The 19,822-nt window shown below is 54.4% G+C and carries 21 protein-coding genes; 7 read left to right on the top strand and 14 right to left on the bottom strand.

The features are described from left to right. Window positions 1–32: 32 nt before the first annotated feature. On the bottom strand, window positions 33–1,466 hold the full coding sequence (locus tag ACOQH0_RS18435) for a glycoside hydrolase family 32 protein (protein ID WP_421510956.1): 1,434 nt from the start codon (window positions 1,464–1,466) through the stop codon (window positions 33–35). A gap of 19 nt (window positions 1,467–1,485) precedes the next feature. Further along, window positions 1,486–2,727 carry an MFS transporter gene (locus ACOQH0_RS18440; protein ID WP_214594584.1) on the bottom strand — a complete coding sequence of 414 codons (1,242 nt, stop codon included), beginning with the start codon at window positions 2,725–2,727 and terminating at the stop codon, window positions 1,486–1,488. A gap of 221 nt (window positions 2,728–2,948) precedes the next feature. On the opposite strand from ACOQH0_RS18440, the gene ACOQH0_RS18445 reads away from it, so the two are divergent. Continuing rightward, window positions 2,949–3,944 carry a LacI family DNA-binding transcriptional regulator gene (locus ACOQH0_RS18445; RefSeq protein WP_010435186.1) on the top strand — a complete coding sequence of 332 codons (996 nt, stop codon included), beginning with the start codon at window positions 2,949–2,951 and terminating at the stop codon, window positions 3,942–3,944. Here the strand turns inward: ACOQH0_RS18445 and ACOQH0_RS18450 are convergent, their stop codons facing one another. From ACOQH0_RS18450 to kduI, 3 genes are all read right to left on the bottom strand, one after another. Next, window positions 3,945–5,360 carry a sugar porter family MFS transporter gene (locus tag ACOQH0_RS18450; protein ID WP_010435187.1) on the bottom strand — a complete coding sequence of 472 codons (1,416 nt, stop codon included), beginning with the start codon at window positions 5,358–5,360 and terminating at the stop codon, window positions 3,945–3,947. A gap of 313 nt (window positions 5,361–5,673) precedes the next feature. Next, window positions 5,674–6,435, bottom strand: a complete 762-nt coding sequence (gene kduD / locus ACOQH0_RS18455) for a 2-dehydro-3-deoxy-D-gluconate 5-dehydrogenase KduD (protein ID WP_042717044.1) — start codon at window positions 6,433–6,435, stop codon at window positions 5,674–5,676. A gap of 63 nt (window positions 6,436–6,498) precedes the next feature. Next, on the bottom strand, window positions 6,499–7,335 hold the full coding sequence (kduI, locus tag ACOQH0_RS18460) for a 5-dehydro-4-deoxy-D-glucuronate isomerase (RefSeq protein ID WP_089600936.1): 837 nt from the start codon (window positions 7,333–7,335) through the stop codon (window positions 6,499–6,501). Between the two features lie 297 nt (window positions 7,336–7,632). On the opposite strand from kduI, the gene ACOQH0_RS18465 reads away from it, so the two are divergent. Next, window positions 7,633–8,808 carry an oligogalacturonate lyase family protein gene (locus ACOQH0_RS18465; protein ID WP_126815935.1) on the top strand — a complete coding sequence of 392 codons (1,176 nt, stop codon included), beginning with the start codon at window positions 7,633–7,635 and terminating at the stop codon, window positions 8,806–8,808. A 141-nt stretch (window positions 8,809–8,949) separates the two neighbouring features. Here ACOQH0_RS18465 and ACOQH0_RS18470 read toward each other — a convergent pair whose 3' ends face one another. The 3 genes from ACOQH0_RS18470 to ACOQH0_RS18480 all read right to left on the bottom strand — a co-directional run bounded on the left by ACOQH0_RS18470 (window position 8,950) and on the right by ACOQH0_RS18480 (window position 12,090). Then, entirely contained in the window at window positions 8,950–9,633 is a 684-nt protein-coding gene (locus ACOQH0_RS18470) for an oligogalacturonate-specific porin KdgM family protein (RefSeq protein WP_010435198.1), read from the bottom strand. A gap of 318 nt (window positions 9,634–9,951) precedes the next feature. Beyond that, window positions 9,952–11,130 carry an acetyl-CoA C-acetyltransferase gene (locus tag ACOQH0_RS18475; protein WP_089600353.1) on the bottom strand — a complete coding sequence of 393 codons (1,179 nt, stop codon included), beginning with the start codon at window positions 11,128–11,130 and terminating at the stop codon, window positions 9,952–9,954. A gap of 93 nt (window positions 11,131–11,223) precedes the next feature. Continuing rightward, window positions 11,224–12,090 (bottom strand): LysR family transcriptional regulator, encoded by an 867-nt coding sequence (locus tag ACOQH0_RS18480; protein WP_089600351.1) that lies wholly within the window; start codon window positions 12,088–12,090, stop codon window positions 11,224–11,226. A 101-nt stretch (window positions 12,091–12,191) separates the two neighbouring features. On the opposite strand from ACOQH0_RS18480, the gene ACOQH0_RS18485 reads away from it, so the two are divergent. Both ACOQH0_RS18485 and ACOQH0_RS18490 read left to right on the top strand, forming a co-directional pair. Continuing rightward, a complete protein-coding gene (locus ACOQH0_RS18485) occupies window positions 12,192–12,653 on the top strand; it encodes a multidrug/biocide efflux PACE transporter (RefSeq protein ID WP_042718447.1) in 462 nt (153 codons plus the stop codon). 119 nt (window positions 12,654–12,772) lie between these two features. Beyond that, entirely contained in the window at window positions 12,773–14,002 is a 1,230-nt protein-coding gene (locus tag ACOQH0_RS18490) for an amino acid permease (protein WP_421510957.1), read from the top strand. 35 nt (window positions 14,003–14,037) lie between these two features. Here ACOQH0_RS18490 and ACOQH0_RS18495 read toward each other — a convergent pair whose 3' ends face one another. The 6 genes from ACOQH0_RS18495 to ACOQH0_RS18520 form a co-directional block, all read right to left on the bottom strand. Continuing rightward, window positions 14,038–14,310 (bottom strand): GNAT family N-acetyltransferase, encoded by a 273-nt coding sequence (locus ACOQH0_RS18495; protein WP_010435212.1) that lies wholly within the window; start codon window positions 14,308–14,310, stop codon window positions 14,038–14,040. A 10-nt stretch (window positions 14,311–14,320) separates the two neighbouring features. Then, window positions 14,321–14,551 (bottom strand): 4Fe-4S mono-cluster protein YjdI, encoded by a 231-nt coding sequence (gene yjdI, locus ACOQH0_RS18500; RefSeq protein WP_010435213.1) that lies wholly within the window; start codon window positions 14,549–14,551, stop codon window positions 14,321–14,323. 62 nt (window positions 14,552–14,613) lie between these two features. Continuing rightward, window positions 14,614–15,282: a methionine ABC transporter permease gene (locus ACOQH0_RS18505; RefSeq protein ID WP_089600363.1), complete on the bottom strand. Its 669-nt coding sequence runs from the start codon at window positions 15,280–15,282 to the stop codon at window positions 14,614–14,616. Next, complete coding sequence (locus tag ACOQH0_RS18510; RefSeq protein ID WP_126544945.1) at window positions 15,270–16,058, bottom strand: methionine ABC transporter ATP-binding protein; 789 nt, start codon at window positions 16,056–16,058, stop codon at window positions 15,270–15,272. Before ACOQH0_RS18510 ends, ACOQH0_RS18505 begins: the two co-directional genes overlap by 13 nt. After that, window positions 16,051–16,854 carry a MetQ/NlpA family ABC transporter substrate-binding protein gene (locus tag ACOQH0_RS18515; RefSeq protein ID WP_407718927.1) on the bottom strand — a complete coding sequence of 268 codons (804 nt, stop codon included), beginning with the start codon at window positions 16,852–16,854 and terminating at the stop codon, window positions 16,051–16,053. Before ACOQH0_RS18515 ends, ACOQH0_RS18510 begins: the two co-directional genes overlap by 8 nt. A gap of 24 nt (window positions 16,855–16,878) precedes the next feature. Then, complete coding sequence (locus ACOQH0_RS18520; protein ID WP_237844777.1) at window positions 16,879–17,907, bottom strand: isopenicillin N synthase family dioxygenase; 1,029 nt, start codon at window positions 17,905–17,907, stop codon at window positions 16,879–16,881. Between the two features lie 560 nt (window positions 17,908–18,467). Here ACOQH0_RS18520 and ACOQH0_RS18525 point away from each other — a divergent pair. The 3 genes from ACOQH0_RS18525 to ACOQH0_RS18535 all read left to right on the top strand — a co-directional run bounded on the left by ACOQH0_RS18525 (window position 18,468) and on the right by ACOQH0_RS18535 (window position 19,806). Beyond that, entirely contained in the window at window positions 18,468–18,653 is a 186-nt protein-coding gene (locus ACOQH0_RS18525; protein ID WP_004136767.1) for a general stress protein, read from the top strand. 89 nt (window positions 18,654–18,742) lie between these two features. Then, window positions 18,743–19,240 (top strand): ferritin-like domain-containing protein, encoded by a 498-nt coding sequence (locus ACOQH0_RS18530; protein WP_108416327.1) that lies wholly within the window; start codon window positions 18,743–18,745, stop codon window positions 19,238–19,240. 59 nt (window positions 19,241–19,299) lie between these two features. Then, a complete protein-coding gene (locus tag ACOQH0_RS18535) occupies window positions 19,300–19,806 on the top strand; it encodes a ferritin-like domain-containing protein (protein WP_010435238.1) in 507 nt (168 codons plus the stop codon). Window positions 19,807–19,822 lie beyond the last annotated feature (16 nt).

The following is a 19,822-nucleotide window of genomic DNA, read 5'->3' on the forward strand; positions in this document are numbered from 1 at the left end:
CGCGATCCAGAAAGGCACAGCGGTATTAGAGATTACTCAAGTTGCCAGGCACCAGCCTCGGTTAAAACGGCCAAACCGCTCCAGGCGAATAACGCTAAATCCCGATGGTCGGCATCCGGATAAATACGGCTGCTCAGGCAAGCCTCACCGTCGTTAACAAAAACCTCCACTGACGAACTATCGAAGAACAGCCGTAGCGTCAGCGCCTTCCCGGCGGTTAATGGCACGCTGCGCACGCCGCACAGTCCATACTGCGGATAATGACGCTCCAGCACCAGTCGCTGCATCTGCGCATCAACATACACGCGCAGGCCATTACCGAAACGGAGTCCATACTGTTCTGCACTGCTGTTTGCGCAGTCCCAGTGAAGGATAACCTCCAGCGCCTCGCCGTTTTCCATCATAACGCTTTGCTGGTTTTTAACGGTGGCGATCGGCCACGGGAACCAGGCACCGCGCATCCCCTCGACCTCTTTGGCTGGACGCATTTGCAGGCGGTTATCCGCACTCAGACTCAGCTCGCGCGGCAGTGAAAGCATGCCCGCCCACCCGTCCCGTTGCTCCGGCAATGGCGATTCCCACATGTCCAGCCAGCCAATGACAATGCGTCGGCCATCTGGCGTCAGGAAACTTTGCGGCGCATAAAAGTCGTGACCGTGATCCATTTCAACAAAGTCGCCCTCGCGGGCAAACGCCTGCCCTGGCTGCCATTCGCCGAGCAGATACCCGCTCTGAAAAAGATTGCGGTTCTGGTAGCCGTTTGCCTCCAGTCCCTGGGGAGAGAACATCAGAACGCGCTTGCCGTTGAGGGTGAAAAAATCCGGGCACTCCCACATATAGCCCATCTCTTTTTCCGCTTCATCAAGCACACCCGCGTCCTGCCACTGGCGGAGATCGGCCGATCGATATAGCCGCACCTGCCCGGTATCACCGTCGCGAGCGCCAACGATCATGTACCAGTCATCCCCTTCACGCCACACTTTCGGATCGCGGAAATGATGTATCCCTGCCGGTGTGTCCACCACAATACCCTGACGTTCAAAGCGCATACCGTCGCGACTGGTCGCCAGGCACTGGACCTGATAAAGGTTGGCCTCATCACTGGGATCGCCATGAAATTTATGCCCGGTGTAAATCAGCGCCAGCGTATCGCCATCGACCACCGCCGAACCGGAGAAGCAACCGTCTTTGTCCTCTGGGCCTTCCGGGGCCAGCGCCACCGGCAAATGTTCCCAGTGCACCAGATCTTTACTGCGTGCATGCCCCCAGTGCATTGGTCCCCATTCGGTTGAATACGGGTGATGCTGGTAAAACGCGTGGTACCAGCCATCGAACCAAACCAGCCCATTCGGGTCATTCATCCAGCCCGCACGAGCGGCCAGGTGGTAGCGCGGATACCAGCGCAGGTTCAGCGCCTCGCGTTTAGCCTGGAGTTCCTGTTCTGCGTTAGAAATGGTGTACATCATAGTCTTCACTCTTTTTGATTCAGATAGCGGAGGGTTGCGAGACCAGCGGGTCTGAGGACGACCGCGAGGAGCGCAGCAAGAAAATGGAGATAAAGGTGGTACTAAACACCAGCAGCCCCATAATCAGATAGGACTGGGCGAAGCCGTACTTCTCGTAGCTATAGCCTGCCAGCGGCGAAAGTACCGTGGCGATGACCGAACTGGTGCACGCAAAGCCCACCAGATACAGCGTGGATGAAAGTCGTTTATCGAAGTTAAGGCTGTTGTATTTGAAGATGGCCACCAGCAGAACCGGCAACTCTAGCGCGTGCAGCAGCTTGGTGATAGAGATAAGCAGCGGGCCTTCCACCAGCCCGGAGGCGACCATGCGGCTCGCCATCACCATTCCGGCGAAGATGAGGCCGTTTTTCGCGCCGATGCGGTTAACCAGCCATGGCGCGCAAAACATGCCAGCCGCCTCAAGGAAAACCTGGAATGAGTTCAGATAGCCATACATGGCGTTCCCTTCCTGGAGGGTCGGGAACTGAGAAGAGAAGTAAACCGGAAACTGCTGGTCGTAAACGCCGTAAATGCAGGTGCCGATCACGAAGAACACGAGCGCCCAAAAGCGCGGTAGGGTGAGCAGGCGCAGCGCATCTTCCAGCGTCACCTTACCGCCCGCCACCGCTTCTTCCATCGCCTGCGAGGCGGAGAAAACCCGCAGCCGCGCCAGCAAAATGAAAAATACCAGCCCTGAGCAACTGGCCACCGCAAAGTTGAGTTTTGGGTTGATGTTGAAGAGTAAACCGGCAAAGAACGTCGCGACTGCCCAGCCCAGCGAGCCCCACATCCGCGCCTTGCCAAATTCAAACTGGCTCTGTCGTGCCACACGCTCGGTATAGGACTCTAAAACACCGATACCGCCGTTAAAGGTCAAGCCGATGTAAATCCCACCGAAAATGCTGCCAAGCAACACGTTAATCTTCAGCAGATAGCCAAACAGTAAAAAGGCCGGGCCAGAGAGGATCAGCAGTACGGTGATGTACCAGAGTAGATTTTTACGCAGGCCGAGCTTGTCCTGAATAAAACCGTAGCAGACCTGTGCAAACAGCGCGGAGACGGAGAGCACCGCGTAGATAACGCCGGTATCCCCCGGCTTGAGCCCTACCTCCTGGTGCAGCCAGATAGAGAGCAGCGATCCGGAGGAGGACCAGCAGACAAAAAAGAAAAACAGTAACGCACTGAGTAACGGATAGCTGTGAGAGTGATGTTTCTTCATCATGACATTCTCATCGTGGAGGAATGTCGAAAATGGTAACGTTAACAAATGGGTTAACTCATGTCATTTTGCTGAGATTCATGATGTTAATCACAAAAGTTAACGTTAACATTAATGGAGTGCGATCGCGATCAACTATTTCTGACCTGCGCGCGCGCCACGCGTAAGATAGAATATCGAACGATCTTTTACATCAGCAGCTTAGCAAGGGCGGAGTAATCAACATGGCATCGCTTAAGGATGTGGCAAAGCTGGCCAATGTGTCACTGATGACGGTATCCCGCGCGCTAAACAGCCCGGAAAGGCTAAAACCGGAGACGCTGGCCCGGGTTCAGGCCGCTATTGAACAGACCCATTACGTGCCCGACCTGTCAGCGAAAAAAATTCGCGGGGCTCACGCCATGCCGAACACCATCGGGGTGCTGGCGCTGGATACGGTGACCACGCCCTTTTCGGTAGACATCACGCTGTCGATTGAAGAAACCGCGCGGGCGCACGGCTGGAACAGCTTTGTGGTTAACATGTTTACCGACGATAGCCCGGAGACCATGGTAGACCTTCTGCTCTCTCATCGCCCGGACGGGATCATCTACACAACCATGGGGCTGCGCAAGGTGCCGCTCCCGTCCAAGCTGCTAACCCTTCCCTGCGTGCTGGCAAACTGCGAAAGTTTGCACGATCCGGTGGCCAGCTACATACCCGATGACGAGCAGGGCCAGTTCTCTGCGGTTCAGGCTCTGCTGGCTGCGGGCTACCGCCGCCCCCTTTGCCTGCATCTGCCAGCTAACCATCTGGCTACCCTTCGCCGTCGCCAGGGACTGGAGCGCGCCTGTCGGGAAGCGGGAATCGACCCAAATACCCTGGTTCACTGCTATATGGAATATGGCGATGAGCACTATCGCGATATTCCGGCACGCGTTCTGGCGCATATTCAGCAGCAAACGCCGCTGTTCGACTCCGTGATTTGCGGCAACGACCGCATTGCGTTTATGGTTTATCAAACGCTGCTGGGACATGGGTTGCGCATTCCGCAGGATGTGGCCGTGGTGGGGTACGATAACATGGTGGGGATTGGCGATTTGTTCTTACCGCCCCTCTCAACGGTGCAGTTACCTCATTATGAAATCGGGCGCCTGAGCGCCCTGCATATTATCAACGGTGACAGCCATCGTGAGACGGTTCGGGTCGCCAGCCCGTGGCTCCCCCGAGAGTCGCTATAATTAGATGCCGATGTTCCGCAATTTCTCCCCCGCCATCAGCTTGCGTTCAATATGCTCCAGCGTCACGCCTTTGGTTTCAGGGATCAGCCAGAAGGTGACACCGATAAACGCCACGTTCAGCACCGTATAGAGCCAGAAGGTTCCCGCTGCGCCAATCGCATCCAGCAGCGTCAGGAAGGTCGCGCCGATGATCATGTTTGACACCCAGTTGGTGGTGGTGGAACAGGTGATACCAAAGTCACGGCACTTCAGCGGCTGAATTTCAGAGCACAGGATCCACACCACTGGTGCGGCGCTCATCGCATAACCGGCGATGCACATCATGGTCATGCCGACGGAGAGCCAGGACAGCCCGCTTGAGGCCGTGCCGTTATCAAACTGCATCAGGCAGTAGCCGAGGATCAGCGTACCGAGGGCCATAACGCTAAAGCCAATCTTCAGCGCCGGTTTACGTCCGGCTTTATCCACGGTGAATACCGCAATAAAGGTCGCGAACATAAAGGTCAGCCCCACCACCAGCGTGGCAATCATCTGCTGTTCGGTGGTCGTGAACCCGGCCATTTTGAAAATGCGCGGCGCGTAATACATGATGATGTTCATCCCGGTGAACTGCTGCATCGCCTGGAGCAGCATGCCGAGGAACACCGCACGACGCACGTTGCGATTGACCTTAAACAGAGCCCAGCCGCCTTGCTTCAGCTTCAGGCTTTCGCGAATTTCATTCAGCTCTTCACGCGCTTTTTCCGAGGTGTCGCGCAGCATACGCAGCACCTCTTCGGCCTCCACGTGACGCCCTTTTTGCGCCAGCCAGCGCGGGCTGTTCGGCAGGAAAATCACCAGCACGATCAGCAGCAGCGCAGGCAGCGCCAGTACGCCCAGCATCGCGCGCCAGTTGCCGCTGTAGCTGAAGTACGTATCGGACAGGAACGCCAGCACGATGCCGAGCGTCACCATCAGCTGGTACATGCTGATCATCTTCCCGCGCACGTTCTCGCTCGCCATTTCGGAGAGGTACAGCGGCGCGGTATAAGACGCAATCCCCACCGCCACGCCCAGCAGCACGCGGGAGAGCAGCAGCACCTCCACGTTCGTGGCAAACGCCGAGCCAATCGACCCCGCGACGAACAGGATCGCCCCGACCATCAGACTGTATTTGCGCCCGAGGCGGAACGAGAGCCAGCCGTTAAACAGCGCCCCGATAGCCGCGCCGAGCATCATGCTGCTCACCACCCACTCCTGCAGGCGGTTACTCAGCGTAAAGTGATCGGTAATAAACGGTAGGGCCCCGGCAATGACGCCGATATCCAGACCAAACAGCAAACCGGCCACGGCTGCCGCAATAGAGACGAACTGATTCATGCGTCGGGTATCGCGCAACGCGGCGGGCATCAGGGTAGAGTCATTTATAGATGTCATATTTTTCCTGCCTCAACAGCAAAATTCGTTAAGTGAAATTACGAGATAGTGAAGAAAAGTGTCAGGCGGGAATTCGTGAAGATATGGATTATTTCGCTATGGCATAGCGTTCTGTGATGGACATTACAATTTCAACTAATGCTGAAATAGCACCGTTTTTTATTAATCACCTAATATTTAAGCAATAAAACTGTGATGCGCATCATTTATGAATTTTCAGTATGGATTTTTCATCTTATGCCATATGGATAATGGCAATTTTTAGCCAAAAAAAACCTCCACCCGGGGGCAGAGGTTCGTCATGCAGGCGGAATTAACGCGCCAGCCAGCCGCCGTCAACGGCCACGGTGTAGCCGTTGATATAGTCAGAAGCCGGGGATGCCAGGAACACAATCGGCCCCATCAGATCGCTCGGCAGACCCCAACGTCCCGCAGGGATACGCTCCAGGATTGCCGCGCTGCGCTCTTCATCCGCACGCAGCTGCTGGGTGTTATTGGTAGCCATGTAGCCTGGCGCAATCGCGTTAACGTTGATGTTATGCTGCGCCCACTCGTTGGCCAGCAGACGGGTAACGCCCATCACCGCACTTTTCGACGCGGTATAAGACGGCACGCGGATACCGCCCTGGAAGGAGAGCATAGAGGCAATGTTGATGATCTTGCCGCCTTTGCCCTGGGCGATAAAGTGCTTCGCCGCTGCCTGAGACATAAAGAACACGCTCTTAATGTTCAGGTTCATGACGTCGTCCCAGTCGCGCTCGCTGAAGTTGATCGCGTCTTCACGACGGATCAGACCCGCGTTGTTCACCAGGATATCGATATGACCGAATTCCGCCACCGCGCGATCCAGCAGTTCAGGGATCGCGTCGATTTTTCGCAGGTCGGCGGTCAGGCTCAGGAATCGGCGGCCCAGCGCGGTGACGCGCTCGATGGTTTCGGTAGGCTCAACAATGTTGATACCGACAATGTCGCAGCCCGCTTCCGCCAGACCTAGCGCCATACCCTGACCCAGCCCGGTGTCACAACCGGAAACCACAGCCACTTTACCCTGCAGAGAAAATGCATCCAGAATCATGTTTGTTCCTTAATCGTTCAGCGCCTGTCACCAACAGGCAGGTTTATGCTTCACTGCCTGCGACTAGCGCAGATCCTTAACAGCGACATGGTCCATGTCATCAAAGACCTGGTTTTCACCGACCATTCCCCAGATGAAGGTATAGGCTTTCGTCCCCACGCCTGAGTGAATGGACCAGCTTGGCGAAATTACCGCCTGCTCGTTGTGCATCACGATATGGCGGGTTTCCTGAGGCTGTCCCATCATGTGGAATACGCAGGCGTCTTCATCCATGTTGAAGTAGAAATAGACTTCCATGCGGCGCTCGTGGGTATGGCACGGCATGGTGTTCCACAGGTTGCCCGGCGCGAGCTCGGTCAGCCCCATGCTGAGCTGGCAGGTTTCCAGCACGTCCGGAACGAAGTATTTGTTGATGGTGCGGCGGTTGCTGGTGAGGTTATCGCCCAGCGTGACCGGCGCGACGTCCGCTGGCGTCACTTTTTTGGTTGGGTAGGTGGTATGCGCCGGGGCGCAGTTGTAGTAGAACTTCGCTGGCTTACCGCCGTCAATGCTGGCAAAGACCACCTCTTTCGCCCCTTTTCCGACGTACAGCGCGTCGCGATGGCCAATCTCATAGCACTGGCCGTCGACGGTAACGGTGCCCGGCCCGCCGATGTTGATCACGCCCAGTTCACGACGCTCAAGGAAATAGCTCACGCCCAGCTGTTTACCCACTTCTCCACCCACGGAGACGGTTTTCGCCACGGGCATAATCCCGCCCACAATGATGCGGTCGATGTGGCTGTAGACCATGGTGTACTTGTCGGCTTCAAATACCTGTTCCACCAAAAACTCATTACGCAGTCCCTGCGTATCCAGCGCCTTAGCATGCGCACTGTGGATGCTTTGTCTGATGTCCACGTTGACCTCCAGAAATGATCGTGCCCAAGGGCAAAGATGATTAACGAAACGACGTTCCGTTTTCTTGATGAGCACATAGTATCCGCTGAGATTTGGCTTTTCAATTGCATTCAAAACAACGTTTCACTTTTTCTGCATCTTAATACCGAAAATGATGTTTCGATCACGATAATGTCAGAACATCCTTATCTATCCCGATGATTCTTACGAATTGCGCCACCAGTCACACACAATGAAACAACGTTTTGATAATTTAACACCCAGTTTTTAACTCAACCTCATCCAAAGGAGTGCATTATGGCTAAAGGTATGCGGGTCAAGCTGAACTACGAGGTCAGCCGCGATCCGGATACAGGCGTGGAAGTCACCCGCCTGACCCCCCCGGAAGTCACCTGTCATCGCAACTACTTTTACCAGAAGTGCTTCTTCAACGACGGCAGCCATCTGCTGTTTGCAGGGGCGTTCGACGGTCACTGGAACTACTATTTGCTGGATCTGAAAAAGGCTGAAGCGGTGCAGCTGACGGAAGGCGCGGGGGATAACACGTTTGGTGGGTTCCTTTCGCCGGATGACAGCGCCTTCTACTATGTGAAGAACGATCGTACCCTGCTGGAAGTGGATTTGCAGACGCTGGAAGAACGCGAAGTGTATCGCGTCTCTGACGACTGGGTCGGTTACGGCACCTGGGTTGCCAACAGCGACTGCACCAAACTGGTGGGTATTGAGATCGCCAAAAGCGACTGGACGCCGCTGAACGACTGGAAGATTTTCCACGATTTCTTCCACAAGGGGCCGCACTGCCGCCTGCTGCGCGTGGATCTGAAAACGGGCGCAAGCGCCACTATCCATGAAGAGAAGAACTGGCTGGGCCATCCTATTTATCGTCCGTTCGACGACAACACGGTGGCCTTCTGCCACGAAGGCCCGCACGACCTGGTCGACGCGCGTATGTGGCTGGTTAACGAAGACGGCAGCAACGTGCGTAAGGTGAAAACGCATGCAGAAGGCGAAAGCTGCACGCATGAATTCTGGGTGCCGAACGGATCTGCGCTGGTGTACGTCTCGTATCTGAAGGGTCAGCAGGGTCGCACCATCTCCCGTTTTGACCCGGAAACCGGCGTTAACGAGGCAGTGATGCAGATGCCCGCCTGCTCGCATCTGATGAGTAATTTTGACGGCACGCTGCTGGTGGGCGACGGTTCAGGCACGCCGGTCGACGTCAAGGACACCGGGGGCTACACCATCGATAACGACCCGTACCTGTATGCCTTCGACGTCGCGAAAAAAGCTTATTTCCGCATCGCGCGTCACGACACCTCCTGGGCGACGGTGGCAAACAGCCGCCAGGTCACCCACCCGCATCCATCCTTTACTCCGGATGATAAAGCGGTGCTGTACAGTTCCGATAAAGACGGCAAACCAGCGCTCTATATCGCGAAACTCCCCGAGCAACCTGAAATGTTGCATGCCTGATTTGAGTTAGTGTTTCTGTAACTGGCCTTGCCCTCCGTTTCGGAGGGCTTTTTTTTGGTAGGTGGCTGCCTGACTGGAGGGAATGACCAGGCCGGGCAAGCGCTAGCGCCACCCGGCAGTTTTTAGAGAATAAGTTGGACTTTAGAAGGAATACGCCACGCCTAAACGGAAACGGGTCTGGCGCTCGTCGGTGTCTTTTACGCCCACGTTGCCCACCTCAACATACGGCGCCCAGTTTTGATCCCATTTATAGGCTAGCTTGGCGTTATATTCGTTAGAATAATCTTTATTATTATTACGAATCATACCCTCGGTACTTTTCGCATAAACGTAATTCAGCTCGGTACGCCAGTCCCCCATGACCCAACCCACCCAGGCATCGCCACGGTTAACTTTGTCATCGTCTTTATTTGAGCTGGACGGATAACGGGTATATTCGTAACGGTAACGTGCCGCCACGTAAAAACCATTATCGAAGCTGTATTGCAGGTGCAGGTTCGGTTTATAAATGGTACGGCTGTCATTACTCTCAATGGTAAATGCAGGCGTCAGCGCAATATTGTCGGTTGCTTTCCAGCGCCAGCTAATTTGGTCTTCATGACCGTTACCCACAACATCGGCAAACGGCTGGTCGGCCTTGTCGCCACCGGATTTCCATTTCGCTTCAACAGAGAAGCCGAAGCCGTTAGCAAAGCGATGCGAGACCGCAACGCGGTCTGCGTTCGCGCCGTTATCAATATATTCATGGCGCAGATCGACGGTAACCGCCTGAGCCGCAAAAGACGCACCAATAAGAGAGGCAAGGACCAGAGATTTGTTAAACATGAAAAAACCCTCAAATAAAATAGCGTTTCGTTTTTATGGAACTGCAGTTTATTTTTTAATAAACGTTATTTTAGTGATCAGGATCGTAATTATTTGTTTCATTTTTTTTGGCAAAGATGGACGTGATGTCAGTCAACAAAAGAGGATTATTAACCTTAAATTTCAGGGGAGAGATCACAGTAAGACGTTAGCGGGGATAATAATACAGCGAGTAATTATTCCACTCTGCATTGAGATTGAACTGACAATCGTAAAAACATCACGCTATGTGTAAAAAAAAACCTCCCGAGGGGAGGTTTGCTTTTTGAAAGGAAAGGATCACCGCTCAATCGCCAGCGCCACCCCTTGCCCACCGCCAATACAGAGCGTGGCAATGCCTTTACGGGCGTTACGCTTTTTCATTTCATGCACTAAGGAGACCAGTATACGGCAGCCGGACGCGCCGATAGGGTGCCCCAGCGCGATAGCGCCACCGTTGACGTTGACCCGCAGCGGATCCCACTCCAGCATTTTGCCCACCGAGATCGCCTGCGCGGCAAAGGCTTCGTTGACTTCAATCAGATCCACGTCGCTAAGCTGCCAGCCTGCACGCTCCAGACAACGGCGCGTCGCATAGACGGGGGCGATCCCCATCAACGCCGGATCCACACCCACGCTGGCAAAGGCTTTAATACGTGCGAGCACGGGAAGATCCAGCTCCTGCGCTTTGCTTTCGCTCATCATCATCACGGCCGCAGCGCCATCGTTAATGGAAGAGGCATTCCCTGCGGTCACCGACCCCAACGTTTCAAATGCCGGGTTAAGCTTCGCCAGCCCTTCTGCGCTGGCATCGGTGCGCGGCTGCTCGTCGGTATCCACCATCACGGCTTCACCGTTCTGACGCTGGGTGCTGACCGGGACGATCTCATCACGAAACCGTCCGGAATCAATTGCGGCGCGGGCTTTTTGCTGCGAGCTGAGCGCGTAGGCGTCCTGAAGCTCGCGGCTGATGCCATATTCACGCGCCAGGTTTTCCGCCGTGACGCCCATATGATAATCGTTGAACGCATCCCACAGGCCGTCATGCACCAGGCTGTCGAGCAACTGGCTGTTTCCAAGCTGCGCGCCGGTACGGCTGTCGGTCAGAACGTGTGGCGCGCGACTCATGTTCTCCTGCCCACCGGCAATCACCACATCCGCCTCGCCGCACTGAATGGCCTGCGTGGCGAGATGCAGCGCTTTTAAACCGGAACCACAGACATCGTTGATGGTAATGGCGGAAACCGTGTTGGGCAGCCCGCCTTTCAGTGCCGCCTGTCGGGCAGGGTTTTGCCCGGCTCCGGCGGTCAGCACCTGGCCGAGGATCACCTCATCGACTTCATGGGCGGCAATCCCGCTGCGTTCCACCAGCGCTTTCACCACCACGCTACCCAGATCGACAGCCGAGTGGCGCGCTAATGCCCCCTGAAAACAGCCGATAGCTGTACGCAACGCACCCACTATAACGACATCTTTCATCACGACCTCAGTGTTAAATGACCTGACGATAGTAGAGTATTGTTATCAACAATTATCGCGATTGTTTAAAATTAGTGAGTTAAATCACAAGGATCAGCGCGCGTCCTGCAAATACTGTCGCAGCCAGCTTCCGGCGACGCCAGGGGGAGATCGTTTGTTCCAGAGCAGATCGACACCAATCGCGCGTGGCCAGCCGGGGACATTAAGTTGCACCAGCGATTTCGCCGCCGCAAATTCATCGACCAGCGCACAGGGCAGTACACACCAGCCAAATCCCTGAACCGCCATACTCAAGAGTAACAGGTAATTCGGTGCTGACCAGACTGGCCCCCGGGCAAGGGTGGCTTCGCGTTCGAGATAGGTGCTCAGGCGCAGCTCGCGCCAGCCCTGTAGCTCATCAGCCTTGGTTTCGTGTTGCCCGGCAAGGGGGTGTTCCGCGCTGACGTAAATCGCCATCCGGGTCTGCAGGGGAAGCCGGGTCACGCCGATATCGGTAGGATAACTGCCGCGCGCTTCCGTCAGGCCAATTTGCGCCCTCTCCTTCTGCAGCAGATCGATGACATCCTCTTCTTCGCCAATCAGACATTCGAATTCCGTATGTGGAAAACGCTGGTCGAACTGTTTCATCAGGTTTTCAAGCACGTCCGGGTTGAGCGTATCGGAGAGCACAAACGTCAGCCGCGCCTCGGTCTGCGCGGTTAACGACACCGCCAGTTCGTCCAGCCGCGCGCTGGCGGCCAGGATCGACTGCACATAGCCCAGCACCTGCTCGCCCTGGACGGTTAACACCGGCTGGCGCGCCGAGCGGTCAAAGAGATCAAACCCGAGATCGGCTTCCAGGTTGGCTATGGACGTGCTGATTGTGGACTGGCTTTTACGCAGGCGGCGGGCGGCGGCGGAAAAGGAACCTGCGGCAACGGTCTCGACAAACGCGGTGAGGGCTTCAGGGGAATAGCGCATGAACTATCTACTTTATCGATGGATACTATCTTTAATATATCAGATTTAGCGATAAAAATAGGCTACATCGACGCCCATCCTGGCGAATTAATGAGGTCACTATGCAACATCAAGATGCACTCCACCGTAAACTGCCGGAGCGGATCTTCCATGCCGTCTGCTTTGAAGGGATTGCCACGGCGATCCTCGCCCCAACCGCAGCCTGGCTCATGCAGCGCTCCGTGGTGGAAATGGGTGGGTTAACCATTATCCTGGCGACCACGGCGATGCTGTGGAACATTATCTATAACTTTGGCTTCGACCGTTTCTGGCCCGTTCAGCGGGTCAAACGCACGGCGAAAGTGCGCGCCCTGCACGCCCTGGGGTTCGAATGCGGGTTTATTGTGATTGGCGTGTCCATCGTCGCCGCCGTTCTCGGCGTGACGTTGCTTCAGGCATTCACGCTGGAAATAGGTTTCTTCCTGTTCTTCCTGCCGTACACCATGTTCTATAACTGGGCGTACGATACCCTGCGCGAAAAATTCCTTAAGCGTCGCCAGCAACGACGCGCCCTGGCTGGCTAAACGCCCTCTGGCCGGACGCCCGTTCCGGCCAAACTCCTTCGAAGCAACTGCGCTCTCCACGCATAATTATGGTAAATTGCACGCCATTCTGATGGTTTGATAGTTGAAACGTTGCTCTAATGTCGAAAATTTGGTCAAAAGATGAGACTCTCTGGAGTTTCGCTCTCTATGGCACGGCCGTGGGCGCAGGAACGCTGTTCTTGCCCATTCAGCTGGGCTCCGCAGGCGCCATTGTCCTGTTTATTACCGCCCTCGTGGCCTACCCATTAACCTACTGGCCGCACAGAGCGCTGGCGCAGTTTATTCTGTCGTCGAAGACAAAAGGTAATGAGGGGATCACCGGTGCCGTTTCCCACTACTACGGCAGAAAGATTGGGAATCTGATCACCACGCTCTATTTCATCGCCTTTTTTGTGGTGGTGCAGATTTATGCCGTGGCTATCACCAACTCGTTAACCGAGCAGCTGGCAAAACAGATGACCGTGGACACCGCCGTTCGCGTGCTGGTCAGTTTTGGCGTGGTGCTGGTACTGAATCTGATCTTCCTGATGGGACGGCACATCACCATCAAAGTGATGGGATTCCTGGTGTTTCCGCTGATTGCCTATTTTCTGTTTGTCTCGCTGTACCTGACGGGAAGCTGGCAGCCCTCGCTGCTCACCAGCCAGATGGCGTTCGATCGGCATACGTTGCATCAGGTGTGGATCTCGATCCCGGTGATGGTTTTCGCCTTTAGCCATACCCCGATTATCTCGACGTTCGCGGTTGACCGTCGTGAGAAGTTCGGTGATGAGGCTATGGGTAAATGCAAGAAAATCATGAAGGTGGCGTATCTGATTATCTGCCTGAGCGTGCTGTTCTTCGTGTTTAGCTGCCTGCTCTCTATCCCGCCGTCGTACATTGTGTCGGCGAAAGAGCAAGGGGTCACGATCCTGTCAGCGCTGTCGATGATGCCCTCATCGCCTGCATGGTTGGGCATTTCCGGGATTATTGTGGCCATTATCGCGATGTCGAAATCGTTCCTCGGCACCTATTTCGGGGTGATTGAAGGGGCGACGGAAATTGTCAAATCGTCGCTGAATCAGGTGGGGGTCAAAAAGAGCCGCGCCTTTAACCGCGCGATTTCAATTCTTGGCGTGTCGTTGATCACCTTCGCGGTCTGCTGCATCAATCCGAACGCCATTTCGATGATTTATGCCATTAGCGGCCCGCTTATCGCGATGATCCTGTTTATTATGCCGACGCTGTCGACGTACCTGATCCCGTCGTTGAAGACGTATCGTTCCATCGGCAACCTGCTGACGCTGATCGTCGGCGTGCTGTGCGTGTCGGTGATGTTTGTAGGATAAGCCCGCGGTGCCCGGCGCAATGCCGGGCACCTCTCTCACGCCCGAATATCGTCATATTCCCGCGTATTATCAAATTCATGTTTGGCAAACGGGCACAGCGGGATAATTTTACGGTTTTCACCGCGCATCTTCTCCACCACTTTCGCCACCAGCTGCTTACCCACGCCCTGCCCTTTCAGGCTTTCGTCCACGTCGGTATGTTCAATAATGCTCAGGTGTTCACCGGTCGGAACAAAGACAATCTCCGCTACCTGGTTCCCGTCTGCATCATTCACGTAAAATTTGTTATGGCCTTCCAGAATATCCATGGTTCCTCGCTTATTTTTGGCGATACTTCAGCGCGCCGCTCGGGCAGGTATCAATCACGCGTATGACGGTCTCAACGTCCACCTCATCCGGCACGATCCACGGTTTACGTTTCAGGTTGAACAGCTTTGCGCTGCCGCGCACGCAGTTTCCTGAATGTTTGCAGATCCCGGTATTGAAGTAGACGTCGATCTTCTCACCGGTGTAGGCCCGGTATCCCGCTTCCAGTAGCTCTTTATCCACGACATAGCCTCTGTTGTTATTATGTTGGTGAATGGGTTATAGCACAGGAAAGCGGGAGGCGGTTAGCGTCGGTAAGCGAGCGATCGTACCAGTCTGTCGCCGAGTTTCTGGATAGTCTGCACCAGCAGCAGTAACACGATGACCGTGCCAGCAATCAGGGTGTTATCGAAGCGTTGATAGCCATAGCGAATGGCCAGGTCTCCCAGCCCGCCGCCGCCGACAACGCCCGCCATGGCGGAAAAACCGATCAACATCACAATGGTCAGCGTAATTCCCGCCACCAGCGCGGGCAGTGCTTCGGGCAAGAGAACCCGGCTGACAATATGCCAGTGGCTGCCCCCCATCGACTCCACCGCTTCTATGCGTCCCCTATCCACCTCATCCAGCGCGCTTTCAACAATGCGAGCAAAAAAGGGAAAGGCGCCAAGCGTAATGGGTACCACGGCGGCGGTGCTGCCAAGCGTGGTGCCGACAATCCACCGGGTGACCGGGATAAGGGCAATGAGCAAAATAACAAAGGGCAAGGCTCGCCCAATATTGACGAGGCTATTGAGCACGACAGCCACCGCCCGGTTGGGTAACACACCGTCTTTACGCGTGATAAACAGCAGCACGCCAACGGGTAATCCAATGGCTACCGTAAAGAGCGTCGCCAGCGCCACCATGTAGAGGGTTTCCAGGGTGGCGTTAATCATTAAGTCCTGAAAGCGATCCCAGTTCACGCTACGCATCTCGCCCCCGTCTCTGACTCATATTTTGCCAGGAAAGCACGATCGGTTTCGCCATCCTGCAGCAGCATTTGACGCAGCCGCCCTTCCCGACGCGACATAATTTGCGAAAGCGACCCGCTCTCAATGAGCGCCCCCTGCTCCAGCAGGGCCGCTGCATGGCAGATCTGCTTCACGACCGTCATTTCGTGGGTGATTAGCACAATGGTGATATTGAGCTGCTGTTGAATATCAGCCAGCAGATCGAGAATAGCGCGAGTCGTTTCCGGGTCGAGCGCGCTGGTCGCTTCATCGCACAGCAGGTAGCGAGGCTGTACCGCCAGCGCACGGGCAATGCCCACCCGCTGCTTCTGACCACCTGAGAGCTGCGAGGGCCACGCGTGACCAAAATTTCCCAGCCCCACCAGTTCGAGCAGGGCGGCAACCCGCTGCTGACGCAACGGGCGCGGGACACCGGCAATCTCCAGCGGCAGATCGATATTGTCGTTGACGGTACGCGAGTGCAGCAGATTGAAGTGCTGGAAGATCATGCCCATCTGCTGACGCTGCTGGCGAAGCTGCGCCACGCCCAGCGTGGCGATATCCTGGCCATCGATGAGTACGCGACCCGACGTCGGCTGTTCAAGGCGATTCAGACAGCGCAGCAGGGTGCTTTTCCCCGCCCCGCTGCGCCCGAGAATGCCAAAGATCGTTCCTTCTTCTATCGACAGCGAAATGTCCGTCAAGGCCGGCGCGGTTGCGCCGGGATACTGTTTACTGATGTGCTCGAGTTTAATCATGCTGTGGCGCCGTAATGGGGATCACCGAGCCGTTGTATTTCTCGCGGATAAAGGCTGCCACCTTCGGGGAGGTTAAGTCTTTCGCGAGTTCGGCAATACGCGGGTCCTTCAGCAATTCAGGCGTGGTGACCAGCAGGTTGGCATAAGGATTGTTGCTGGCGGATTCCAGCCCTAAAGCGTCTTTCGCCGGAACCAGCCCCGCCTCAAGGGCATAGTTGCCGTTGATCACCGCAGCGTCCACATCGTCTAACGCACGCGGGATTTGCGGCGATTCAATCTCCACAATCTTGATTTTCTTCGGGTTGTCGCTGATGTCAGCAGGCGTTACCAGCGTAGAGGCCGCGTCGCCGCTGGCCTTCAGTTTCAGCACGCCTTTGCTCTGCAACAGCCACAATGAACGGCTGAGGTTAGTGGCGTTATTCGGCACGGCAATGCTTGCCCCTTCCGGTAATTCATCCAGTGATTTCACCTTACGGGAATAGATACCCAGGGGTTCAATATGAACTTCAGCAGCCACGCTGAAGGTTTTTCCCAGCGCCTTCTCCTGATCTTTCAGGTACGGCAGATGCTGGAAATAGTTGGCATCCACCTCTCCGGAAGCCAGTAACTCATTCGGGTTAATCCCGCCGCTGCTCATCTCGATAATTTTCAGATCGAGTTTAGGATCGATTTTTTTCACATACTCCAGGATTTCCGCATGGGGAATAGGATCGGCGGCGATACGTAACGGTGCGGCGTGCAGCGTTTGTGAAACCAGTAAAGCGAGCCCAGCCAGCGTAAAGAATGCAGATTTCATCATCGTCTTATCTCTTATTGTTTATTAAAACTGTGGTTCGCTGTTGAGGTGATCCGCGTAAAAACGGTTTGCCACATCAGGATGAGAACGCAGTCGGCCTTTTAAATAATTCCAGCCCACTTCGCGTAACAGGGGGTTGAGCGGATCGCTGGTTGGTCCGTGTGCCAACCGCGCGAGGGAGTCGGGCAGTTGAAAGACCGGCACGACTGCATTCAGCTGTGCGCCGAGGAAGAAAGCGTATGACAGGCGCTCCCGGCCAGCCTGCGGGGAGACGACGCGGTGTACGGTAGCGCGCAGATAGCCATTGGTTGCCAGTTCGAGCAGTTCGCCGATATTAACCACGAATGCGCCAGGCAGCGGCACCGCGTCCACCCATTCATTCGGCGAGACCTCAACCTGCAAACCGCCCTGCTCGTCCTGCAATAACAACGTCAGGAAACCCGAATCCTTATGCGCGCCAACGCCCTGGCGGGATTCATTTTCACTGCGCCCCGGATAGCGGATCAGCTTGATGTGCTCGTTGGGATATTCGCCGTAAAGGTCATCGAAGGCGTTTCTCGGCAGGGACAGCGCTTCGGCAAAAGCCCGCAGAAGTTCAAGCGCCACGTCGGTCATTTTCTGCTGCCAGAGAGTGATCACATCACGCATTTCCGGCAGCGCTTCGGGCCACTGATTGGGTCCCTGCATGCGTTGCCATACCGGGCCAGTGCTCCTTTCGATGGCAGAGCGTTCAGCGCCAATATCAAATTGCTCGCGGTAGTCCGGCTGGCTGCGGGTAATTTCCGAACCCGCGCGGTTATAGCCGCGAAAATGCGGTGAATTGGCCATCCTGACCTTCAGCTTTTCCTGCTCCGGCAGGGCAAAAAATTCACGCGAGACGCGCTGCACATCGTCCAGCAACGCCTGAGAAATACCGTGCCCGGTCAGGTAAAAGAACCCCACATCGCGGGCTGCTTTCCCCAGGTCTTCAAGAAAGGCTTTACGCTGTTGAGGATCGCCCTGCAACCGGGAGAGTTCAATAACAGGTAAGGAGAGATTTTGCGCTGTGCTCATCGTTTTTTTCCAGCTTATGACAATGCGCTCACCTTGCCATTTCGCCACATCGTGCACTACGAAGTTTTCTGTCTATCGATATCAAAAAGCCAGCAATGGGCCTGCAAGAATAAGGGTGAAAATTTATTTCAGTGGCGCTTTCACTCATGACCACTTTTATTTATAAATAACGCACACACCTACCCCCAAATTATTACCTCCATATATTTATCACCTTGAGACTATTCTCATTGCGCACGTTGCCGTTTCATTCTCTTTCACGCAATTTGTAAACTCATGTAATTCATTTCCGCGGCGGGTTTACGATAAAAAAACCTGCACCTGGCGGCAGGCACCGAAGAATCGAACCTGTAAGCAACGGATATCGTAACCATTTATAGGCACAGACCTGTAAAATAACGAAGCGGTATATTTCGCAGCGGTAACCACCTCACACCAAAATAAAGCGAAACTGTAATTTGACTCTTCCAGCAGAACGACTAATGTTAATTCCTGAACGACAAATGATACGAATTAAAAAATCGTATCTCCTGACATAAACGCAACAAGAGGGTTGATATATGGCAGAACATCGTGGTGGTTCCGGTAATTTCGCTGAAGACCGTGATAAAGCATCTGAAGCTGGACGTAAAGGCGGCCAGCACAGCGGTGGTAATTTCAAAAACGATCCGCAACGCGCGTCTGAAGCAGGTAAGAAAGGGGGACAGAACAGTCACGGCGGAGGCCGTAAATCTGATAATTCCTGATCTTATTTAAGTCTCTTATAAATAACCGAGAGCATGCTGCGGGCCTGGTGGCTCGCAGTACCCTTTACTTATTTAACGGGAACATAAATATGAACATGAAAAGTATCGAAGACGTCTTTATTCACCTCCTGTCGGATACCTACAGCGCTGAGAAGCAGCTGACTCGTGCGCTAAGCAAACTTTCCCGCGCAGCATCAAGCGAACAGCTCAGCGCCGCGTTTACGGCACACCTTGAAGAGACGCAGGGACAAATTGAGCGTATAGACCAAATTATTGAGCAGGAATCCGGCATTAAATTAAAGCGCATGAAATGCGTGGCAATGGAAGGCCTGATTGAAGAAGCAAATGAAGTCATTGAGAGCACAGAGAAAAATGAAGTGCGCGATGCGGCATTAATCGCTGCTGCGCAAAAAGTCGAGCATTATGAAATAGCGAGCTACGGTACCCTGGCGACATTAGCAGAACAGCTTGGCTATAAAAAAGCCGTTAAACTTCTCGCCGAAACACTGGAAGAAGAGAAAGAAACCGATCTTAAATTAACCGACCTGGCCGTTGGTAATATTAATCAAAAAGCCCAAAAAGGTTAACCCCGGAAATAAATGAGCATCAGCATTTAATTAAAACAAATAACTCACAGGAGTTTATTATGAATCATGTAGAACACTACCATGATTGGCTGCGCGATGCCCATGCGATGGAAAAGCAAGCCGAATCGATGCTGGAATCCATGGCCAGCCGTATTGAAAATTACCCCGACTTACGTGCTCGTATCGAACAACATATTAATGAGACAAAACGCCAAATTACATTGCTGGAAGAAATACTCGACCGCAATGATATTTCACGTTCGGTTTTAAAAGATTCAATGAGCAAAATGGCGGCCCTGGGACAGTCCATTGGCGGCATGTTCCCCTCTGATGAGATCGTAAAAGGCTCAATCAGCGGCTACGTTTTCGAGCAGTTTGAAATTGCCTGTTATACCTCCCTGCTGGCAGCCGCCAAAAAAGCGGGTGATACCGCCTCGATACCCGCCATTGAGACCATCCTGGCGGAAGAGCGCGAAATGGCCGACTGGCTGATTCGCCATATTCCGCAAACGACGGAACAGTTCCTGCTGCGCTCAGACGCGGACGGCGTTGAAGCGAAAAAATAACTGGAGAGGGAGAGTC

This window comes from Enterobacter sp. JS8-1, assembly GCF_049187015.1.
Taxonomy (GTDB): Bacteria; Pseudomonadota; Gammaproteobacteria; order Enterobacterales; family Enterobacteriaceae; genus Enterobacter; species Enterobacter mori.

Coding starts and splice junctions, on each gene's coding strand:
- ACOQH0_RS18435 (WP_421510956.1), bottom strand. CDS start 1,466: ATGATGTACACCATTTCTAACGCAGAACAGGAACTCCAGGCTAAACGC.
- ACOQH0_RS18440 (WP_214594584.1), bottom strand. CDS start 2,727: ATGATGAAGAAACATCACTCTCACAGCTATCCGTTACTCAGTGCGTTA.
- ACOQH0_RS18445 (WP_010435186.1), top strand. CDS start 2,949: ATGGCATCGCTTAAGGATGTGGCAAAGCTGGCCAATGTGTCACTGATG.
- ACOQH0_RS18450 (WP_010435187.1), bottom strand. CDS start 5,360: ATGACATCTATAAATGACTCTACCCTGATGCCCGCCGCGTTGCGCGAT.
- kduD (WP_042717044.1), bottom strand. CDS start 6,435: ATGATTCTGGATGCATTTTCTCTGCAGGGTAAAGTGGCTGTGGTTTCC.
- ACOQH0_RS18465 (WP_126815935.1), top strand. CDS start 7,633: ATGGCTAAAGGTATGCGGGTCAAGCTGAACTACGAGGTCAGCCGCGAT.
- ACOQH0_RS18470 (WP_010435198.1), bottom strand. CDS start 9,633: ATGTTTAACAAATCTCTGGTCCTTGCCTCTCTTATTGGTGCGTCTTTT.
- ACOQH0_RS18475 (WP_089600353.1), bottom strand. CDS start 11,130: ATGAAAGATGTCGTTATAGTGGGTGCGTTGCGTACAGCTATCGGCTGT.
- ACOQH0_RS18480 (WP_089600351.1), bottom strand. CDS start 12,090: ATGCGCTATTCCCCTGAAGCCCTCACCGCGTTTGTCGAGACCGTTGCC.
- ACOQH0_RS18485 (WP_042718447.1), top strand. CDS start 12,192: ATGCAACATCAAGATGCACTCCACCGTAAACTGCCGGAGCGGATCTTC.
- ACOQH0_RS18490 (WP_421510957.1), top strand. CDS start 12,773: ATGTCGAAAATTTGGTCAAAAGATGAGACTCTCTGGAGTTTCGCTCTC.
- ACOQH0_RS18495 (WP_010435212.1), bottom strand. CDS start 14,310: ATGGATATTCTGGAAGGCCATAACAAATTTTACGTGAATGATGCAGAC.
- ACOQH0_RS18505 (WP_089600363.1), bottom strand. CDS start 15,282: ATGCGTAGCGTGAACTGGGATCGCTTTCAGGACTTAATGATTAACGCC.
- ACOQH0_RS18510 (WP_126544945.1), bottom strand. CDS start 16,058: ATGATTAAACTCGAGCACATCAGTAAACAGTATCCCGGCGCAACCGCG.
- ACOQH0_RS18515 (WP_407718927.1), bottom strand. CDS start 16,854: ATGAAATCTGCATTCTTTACGCTGGCTGGGCTCGCTTTACTGGTTTCA.
- ACOQH0_RS18520 (WP_237844777.1), bottom strand. CDS start 17,907: ATGAGCACAGCGCAAAATCTCTCCTTACCTGTTATTGAACTCTCCCGG.
- ACOQH0_RS18525 (WP_004136767.1), top strand. CDS start 18,468: ATGGCAGAACATCGTGGTGGTTCCGGTAATTTCGCTGAAGACCGTGAT.
- ACOQH0_RS18530 (WP_108416327.1), top strand. CDS start 18,743: ATGAACATGAAAAGTATCGAAGACGTCTTTATTCACCTCCTGTCGGAT.
- ACOQH0_RS18535 (WP_010435238.1), top strand. CDS start 19,300: ATGAATCATGTAGAACACTACCATGATTGGCTGCGCGATGCCCATGCG.